The following is a 5,805-nucleotide window of genomic DNA, read 5'->3' as shown; positions in this document are numbered from 1 at the left end:
TGAGGTGGCCAATTACCTAATTTTCAGGGAAAAAGTCCAGGAATTTTCCCCCCGATCCCCGCAATGGCTGGCACTTTTTGAGGGGAAAAAAGTCCAAAAGTCTTATCCAACAAGGTTTTTAGATTTATTCAGCAAGCCCTACTTAAACAAAATGGCAATGCTTCAACAGAGCGCCTTCAAGTAGGGGATGATATTCTTTTTCGGAGATAGTATAGGCCCCAAATCTAGCCAGATGGGGATTTTGCATTTGGGCATCAAATAGACAGAAATCCCGTTCTCTGAGGTGTTCGACTAACTTGACCATGGCTACCTTAGAACCATCGGGAATTTGATAAAACATCGATTCCCCGATAAAAACCCCGCGAATTGCTAAACCTAAAATCCCCCCCGCTAATTGATCCCCTTGCCAAGTCTCGAAACTGTAGGCCCAACCGGCCTGGTGTAATTGCTGATAGATTTGCATTAACTCCGGGGAAATCCAAGTCAGCGAGCGATCGGCACAACCGGCACAAACCCCAGCAAAATTGCGGTTAATAGCCACGCTAAAGCGATTTTGATTCAAAACTCGTTTTAGGGACTTGGGATACCTAAAACGCCGATCAAGAGGGATAAGAGCGCGATTTTTACTAGAATACCAATCCAATCTGCCCCCCTCATCGGCCATGAGAAAGTAACCGCGTGCGTATCCTTGTATAATAGAGGCGGTATCCACGAATCCCCCCAAGAACTCAGTCTCGTAGCCTGATAATTCTCTAATTATGCCTGATCATCCCGCAGCAATTCCGCCCATTACTTTACCACCGATCGAAAATCCCCAACAGGAACAAACTTGGTTGCGAACCGCTTTACATCGTTGGTTAGATGCGGAATTTATTCCCGAAGCTATTAATGAAACTATCGCTGAACGCGCTAGTCAAATTTTTCTGCGTCAGCGTTTGGAAGGGGAAAACGATCTCGGTAGCTTGGTAATTGCGATCGTTACCGAGATGCAAGCTTTTGATTTCCGCGAAAGTTTTTATAGTGAATTTGCCATCGCTAACGCTGTCAGTGATTTAATTTTAGATAGTTTAGGGATCGATCGCTGTTGTGGGCAAAGTTAGACAGTTTTTCTTTGTTATTGGAGTTTAATTTCTATTAGCTGCTCTGCTAATTTTTTTGTACGAATGGGGTAAGCTGCACTGCCTATTAGAAATTTTAGGACAAATGAGCAAAACCTCTCTCCTCGATCATAGACAGTCTTAACCAGTAATTTAGAGAGTCAACAGCTTATTGCTTATTTAAGAAGTTAACAAAATCTTTAATTGACAAGAATTAATTGATAGTTGTTGGGAAAGTTTTATTAAACCTCTTGCATAATTAATTTTTGAGGGTTCAAAAACGGTAAGAATAAGGATTAAATTGCATAAAATCCTTAAATAGACCATTTAATTGATTATTGTTCATTCCTAATTCTCCTGACTCCTGACTCCTGACTCCTGACTCCTAACCCTAACAACAATTTTTGATTTTTACAAGAGGTCTATTAATTTCCAACCCAGCGATCTCAGCGATTGTATAGGCTGGTCTGCCCTTAACTTCTTCGTAAATTCGCCCGATATATTCCCCTAATATGCCAATACCGATCAATTGTACCGAACCCAAGAAAAACACAGCGATCAAGATAGTAGCTAAACCGGTAACGGGAGAGTCGGGTTGCTGTAAGCGCCAGTAGAGAACCAGTAAAGCCATCAACAGGGCAATTAAAGCGGAAAATAAGCCTAAATAAGTGGAAATACGCAGGGGAATCTTAGAAAAAGACACCAAGCTATTAATCGCTAAAGCTAGGGATTTTTTAAAAGTGTATTTGACTTCGCCAGCAAACCGGGGATCCCGCTCAAATTTAACAGCAGTTTGTCGGAAACCAATCCAAGCGCGCAAACCGCGAATATAACGATTCCGTTCTGGCATAGAATTTAATACGTCCACTACCTGACGATCCATCAGACAAAAATCCCCCGTGTCCGCAGGGATATCCACGTCGGCTAATTGTCGCAGCAATCTATAGAAAACGTAGGCAGTTAGGCGTTTAAACCAACTTTCTTTTTTCCGTTTTGTTCTCTGGGCGTAAACCACATGATAACCTGCTTGCCAAGACTCAATCATTTTGGGAATCAATTCCGGTGGATCCTGCAAGTCGGCATCGAGGACAACAATAACTTGACCCCTAGCAAAATTAAGTCCTGCCGTCACTGCTGCCTGATGGCCAAAGTTACGAGCAAAGCTAATGTAACAGACCCTAGCATCTCTTTCCTGTAGTTCCCGCATTAAATTTAAGGAACGGTCCCGACTGCCATCATTAATCAGAATCAGTTCCACAGAATCATCTAAACTATCCATGACGGCACTGACACGGCGATAGAGTTCTGGAATGGTTTCTTCCTCGTTATAAATCGGGATAATTAGCGAATATTTCGGCATTTTCGAGAGGTTGAACGGACAACAGCCGTGTTTTTATGGCGGCTGCTACGCTCTAAATATTCTGCTAAAGTATCCCTTTTGTCAACTTAATAGATTACTGCTAGACAGTGCCTTTAAATTGCCAAGGAATGATCGAGCGTTGCTTGCCGACGTAAACAATTCCAGTAGGATGCATAGAGATCCGTCTGTTGACCGCGCAGAGAAGCGATCGCAGGTGCAGCAGGAAAAGGCCAGAGACGATCAAAAACCACTTCTCGATGAGCCAGACGAAACTGTAGCAAATAAACGGAAGCAGGAGCCTGTAAATTATCCAGTAATTGCGCTGCCAGCCGATGTAAAGACTTAAGACTCTCTCTTTCCAGACTAATCGGTTGACTGTAGGCGTTGGGGATCATGCCTTCTCCGATTACCTCACCGTATTCTAAACCCTTAGATGTCACCGTGATCGGCAACCAAAGATCCCCAAAAGAAGAATCTCCCTGACTGGTTTTATAGTGCAGGGTATGGGCAACCCAAGCGCGTCTTTCTTCGATATCCCGACAAGCTTGATAAACTTTTTTACCAGGAAAATTCACCCAATTGGGTAATTGAATTGTTAAGGGACACCAGATTAAATTATTCTGGCTGGTTTTACCCGACTCCATTTTTGACCACAAGGAAGCCGTCCCCGTCACCTCCACCGCCAAGGATTTAGGAACCGCATTTTTTAAGGCAATCACCATTTTTTCGGTAACGGGCGATAGGCGAGACATCTGACCACTGGCCTGAGCTTCGGCATTAACGAGAATGATAACTTTGTCCATTTCTTCTTGTGGGTTGGGTGAACTTGAACGATCAGCGGTGAGGTTGGTTAAGAATGCGAACTGACTGGGGTTCAATGCTTCTGTAGTCGCCATGGCAAAAGCTATTTCTCTGGATTTTAGCGAATTATACAAGAGCGCAACTGGTTTTTACGGATTTTTTCCACAACAACCAGATTCAAGGCGGGATTTTGCTGCTCCCCCTCATAGAATACCTTAAGTAATCAGTGATCACTGATCACTGATTACTGATTACTCAACTCTGAATAACTGGTAACTGATCACTGAAATTACTCGTCTTCGGCGAAAATAAAGCGAGTTAGTTCACTAGGATCGGGTTCGGGGCTAGATTCGGCAAATTTAACCGCTGCCTCGATTTCAGCTTGAATTTTCTCCTCGATTTCTTTTAATTCCTCTCTCGTGGCCAGATCTCGTTCGTAGAGGTAGGCGGCAAAGCGAGTGATCGGATCTCTTTCGCCCCAGAATTGTTTCTCGTCAGCACTGCGTAACTCGTCGGGATCTGCCAGAGAGTGACCCCGGAAACGATAGGTTAAGGCCTCAATCAAAGTCGGCCCCTCACCGGCGCGGGCGCGGGCTACAGCTTCTCTGGCGGCGGCATGAACGGCGACCACATCCATACCGTCCACTTCCACACCGACCATACTAAAAACACTGGCTTTTTTATAGATTTCCGGTTGAGAAGTGGCTCGATCGTGGGCCATACCGATCGCCCACTTATTATTTTCCACCACATAGATAATCGGCAACTTCCAGAGGGCGGCCATATTCAGACACTCAAAAAACTGGCCATTATTACTCGCCCCATCCCCAAAGAAACAGACCGTTACCTGATCGGCACTGGCATCAGCCATGGCTTCCCGACGGTATTTACTTTGAAAAGCCGCCCCGGTTGCGACGGGAATCCCCTCGGCCACAAAAGCGTAACCCCCTAAAAGCTTATGTTCGGCGGAGAACATATGCATGGAGCCGCCCCGTCCTTTACTACAGCCCGTAGCTTTGCCGAATAACTCCGCCATTACCTCTTGAGCGGGAACTCCGGCACTGAGGGCGTGGACGTGATCGCGATAGGTGCTAGAAACGTAATCTTCTCCCTGACGCAAGGCTTTAATAATACCGCTAGATATCGCTTCTTGACCGTTGTAGAGGTGGACAAAACCGAACATTTTGCCTCGATAATACATTTCGGCACATTTATCTTCAAACATCCGCCCCAAAACCATATCCTCGTATAGGCGAAGACCTTCAGCTTTGGTAATAATGATGGAAGCAGGATTAAAGGTTGGTAAAGTACGTTCGGAAATCATAGGGTCTGTAGTATCATTTAGACAACAAAAAGGCAGGGGGAGAGGAAGCGGTAGATTGTTCGAGAATTCTGGCAGTGAATTTTTTAGGCTTAAACCAAGAGGTTCTTGGTATTTTCTCTCTACAAATCTAACCTTAGTCAGTCAGAGATTGGCTAGGATAAGATGGTATCTTGTTATTTTACTCGCTCCGCTCTCACTTACATCATTTAATTCACCTTAGATGTCGGCAGGATGCCCCCGTTACACCCTACGGGTTAGCGGCGGAGGAATGCCGACCAGTATAAAACGCGCGTAGCGCATCGACTCTAAATATGTTATGCTTCCTGTTGGTGAGTTTTTTGAGGCCGTGGAACAAGTCCTGACGCTAGTGATCAAGCTTCAAGTATGTAGCGAACAACAACAAGCGCTGTCCGATACCTGTACGGCTTTTGCGTCGGCTTGTAGCTGGATTAACGAGAACGTCAATCCCCGGCTGACTAACCGGAACTCGATTCAAGCCGTCTGTTATCAGGACGTTAAGGATCGGTTCGGATTGACGGCTAACCACGTTGTCAGAGCTTGCGGTCGGGTGGCGGCTAATCGTTTGACAGCAAAACTTCAAGGGAAGAAGGTCAAGAACTTTGCTCCAACAAGTTTCGACTGTGACGCTCGAACCTTCCGTTTCGTCGAGAAAGATTGGGCGATTACTGTTAGCACCACGGGGAAACGGTTAACCATTCCCCTGAGAGCGAGCAATTACCATCGGGGGAAACTTACCTGGCAAAATCCGACCTCCGCTCAAATCTGCCTACATCGTGACGGCGGTTGGTATGTCCACATCCAACTAAAATCGGAACCGCCGAAACCTATCAACGCGGATAACATTATCGGGGTCGATTTCGGCCGTCGTGACATCGCGGTAACATCAACCGATCAATCGTGGTCGGGGGAGGGAATCAAGGAAACGAGGGATAAATACAGTCGCGTTCGAGCTTCTCTGCAAAGGAAAGCGTCTCAAGGCACTAGATCCACCAGGCGTAGGTGTCGGGAGATCTTGAAACGGCTATCGGGGCGGGAGAGAAGATACCAAGCGCACTTAAATCATCGAAAATTTGGGTTGAAAACCTCGCCCTTTAGGGCGACTTTATGTTAGCATTAAATTGAGTCGTTGACTTTGGGAACGCAGGAAACAAGCGACACTCCGTAATCCCTAAATCTCTAACCATCACTGGTACAAAAGCTTT

At 45.7% G+C, this 5,805-nt stretch carries 6 protein-coding genes and 1 pseudogene; 3 read left to right on the top strand and 4 right to left on the bottom strand.

Features of this window, described 5'->3' with window-relative positions:
* Positions 1-184: hypothetical protein (locus PX482_RS24400; protein ID WP_288028200.1), on the top strand; the 184-nt coding region annotated here is incomplete at its 5' end.
* On the opposite strand, the gene aat is transcribed toward PX482_RS24400, so the two are convergent.
* On the bottom strand, positions 143-724 hold the full coding sequence (aat, locus tag PX482_RS24395; protein ID WP_071825075.1) for a leucyl/phenylalanyl-tRNA--protein transferase: 582 nt from the start codon (positions 722-724) through the stop codon (positions 143-145). The genes PX482_RS24400 and aat overlap by 42 nt on opposite strands.
* A 34-nt stretch (positions 725-758) precedes the next feature.
* On the opposite strand from aat, the gene PX482_RS24390 reads away from it, so the two are divergent.
* Complete coding sequence (locus PX482_RS24390) at positions 759-1,100, top strand: DUF8822 family protein (RefSeq protein ID WP_002761061.1); 342 nt, start codon at positions 759-761, stop codon at positions 1,098-1,100.
* Positions 1,101-1,488: 388 nt separating this feature from the next.
* Here PX482_RS24390 and PX482_RS24385 read toward each other — a convergent pair whose 3' ends face one another.
* The 3 genes from PX482_RS24385 to pdhA all read right to left on the bottom strand — a co-directional run bounded on the left by PX482_RS24385 (position 1,489) and on the right by pdhA (position 4,582).
* Positions 1,489-2,457, bottom strand: a complete 969-nt coding sequence (locus PX482_RS24385) for a glycosyltransferase family 2 protein (RefSeq protein ID WP_288026688.1) — start codon at positions 2,455-2,457, stop codon at positions 1,489-1,491.
* Between the two features lie 113 nt (positions 2,458-2,570).
* Positions 2,571-3,353 carry a hypothetical protein gene (locus PX482_RS24380; protein ID WP_002761059.1) on the bottom strand — a complete coding sequence of 261 codons (783 nt, stop codon included), beginning with the start codon at positions 3,351-3,353 and terminating at the stop codon, positions 2,571-2,573.
* 194 nt (positions 3,354-3,547) lie between these two features.
* Positions 3,548-4,582 carry a pyruvate dehydrogenase (acetyl-transferring) E1 component subunit alpha gene (pdhA, locus tag PX482_RS24375; RefSeq protein ID WP_002761057.1) on the bottom strand — a complete coding sequence of 345 codons (1,035 nt, stop codon included), beginning with the start codon at positions 4,580-4,582 and terminating at the stop codon, positions 3,548-3,550.
* Between the two features lie 316 nt (positions 4,583-4,898).
* Here pdhA and PX482_RS24370 point away from each other — a divergent pair.
* Positions 4,899-5,666 (top strand): annotated as a pseudogene (locus PX482_RS24370) (nuclease/transposase family protein); the annotation flags it as partial.
* Between the last annotated feature and the right edge of the window lie 139 nt (positions 5,667-5,805).

The sequence above is a fragment of the Microcystis sp. M53602_WE12 genome, from assembly GCF_030065455.1.
GTDB lineage: Bacteria > Cyanobacteriota > Cyanobacteriia > Cyanobacteriales > Microcystaceae > Microcystis > Microcystis aeruginosa.
Note: the sequence above shows the minus strand (reverse complement) of the source record. Positions and strands in the feature narration are given on the sequence as shown.

Bases quoted from the DNA above. Each gene is read 5' to 3' on its own strand.
- PX482_RS24390 (WP_002761061.1), top strand. From the start codon at position 759: ATGCCTGATCATCCCGCAGCAATTCCGCCCATTACTTTACCACCGATC.
- PX482_RS24385 (WP_288026688.1), bottom strand. From the start codon at position 2,457: ATGCCGAAATATTCGCTAATTATCCCGATTTATAACGAGGAAGAAACC.
- PX482_RS24380 (WP_002761059.1), bottom strand. From the start codon at position 3,353: ATGGCGACTACAGAAGCATTGAACCCCAGTCAGTTCGCATTCTTAACC.
- pdhA (WP_002761057.1), bottom strand. From the start codon at position 4,582: ATGATTTCCGAACGTACTTTACCAACCTTTAATCCTGCTTCCATCATT.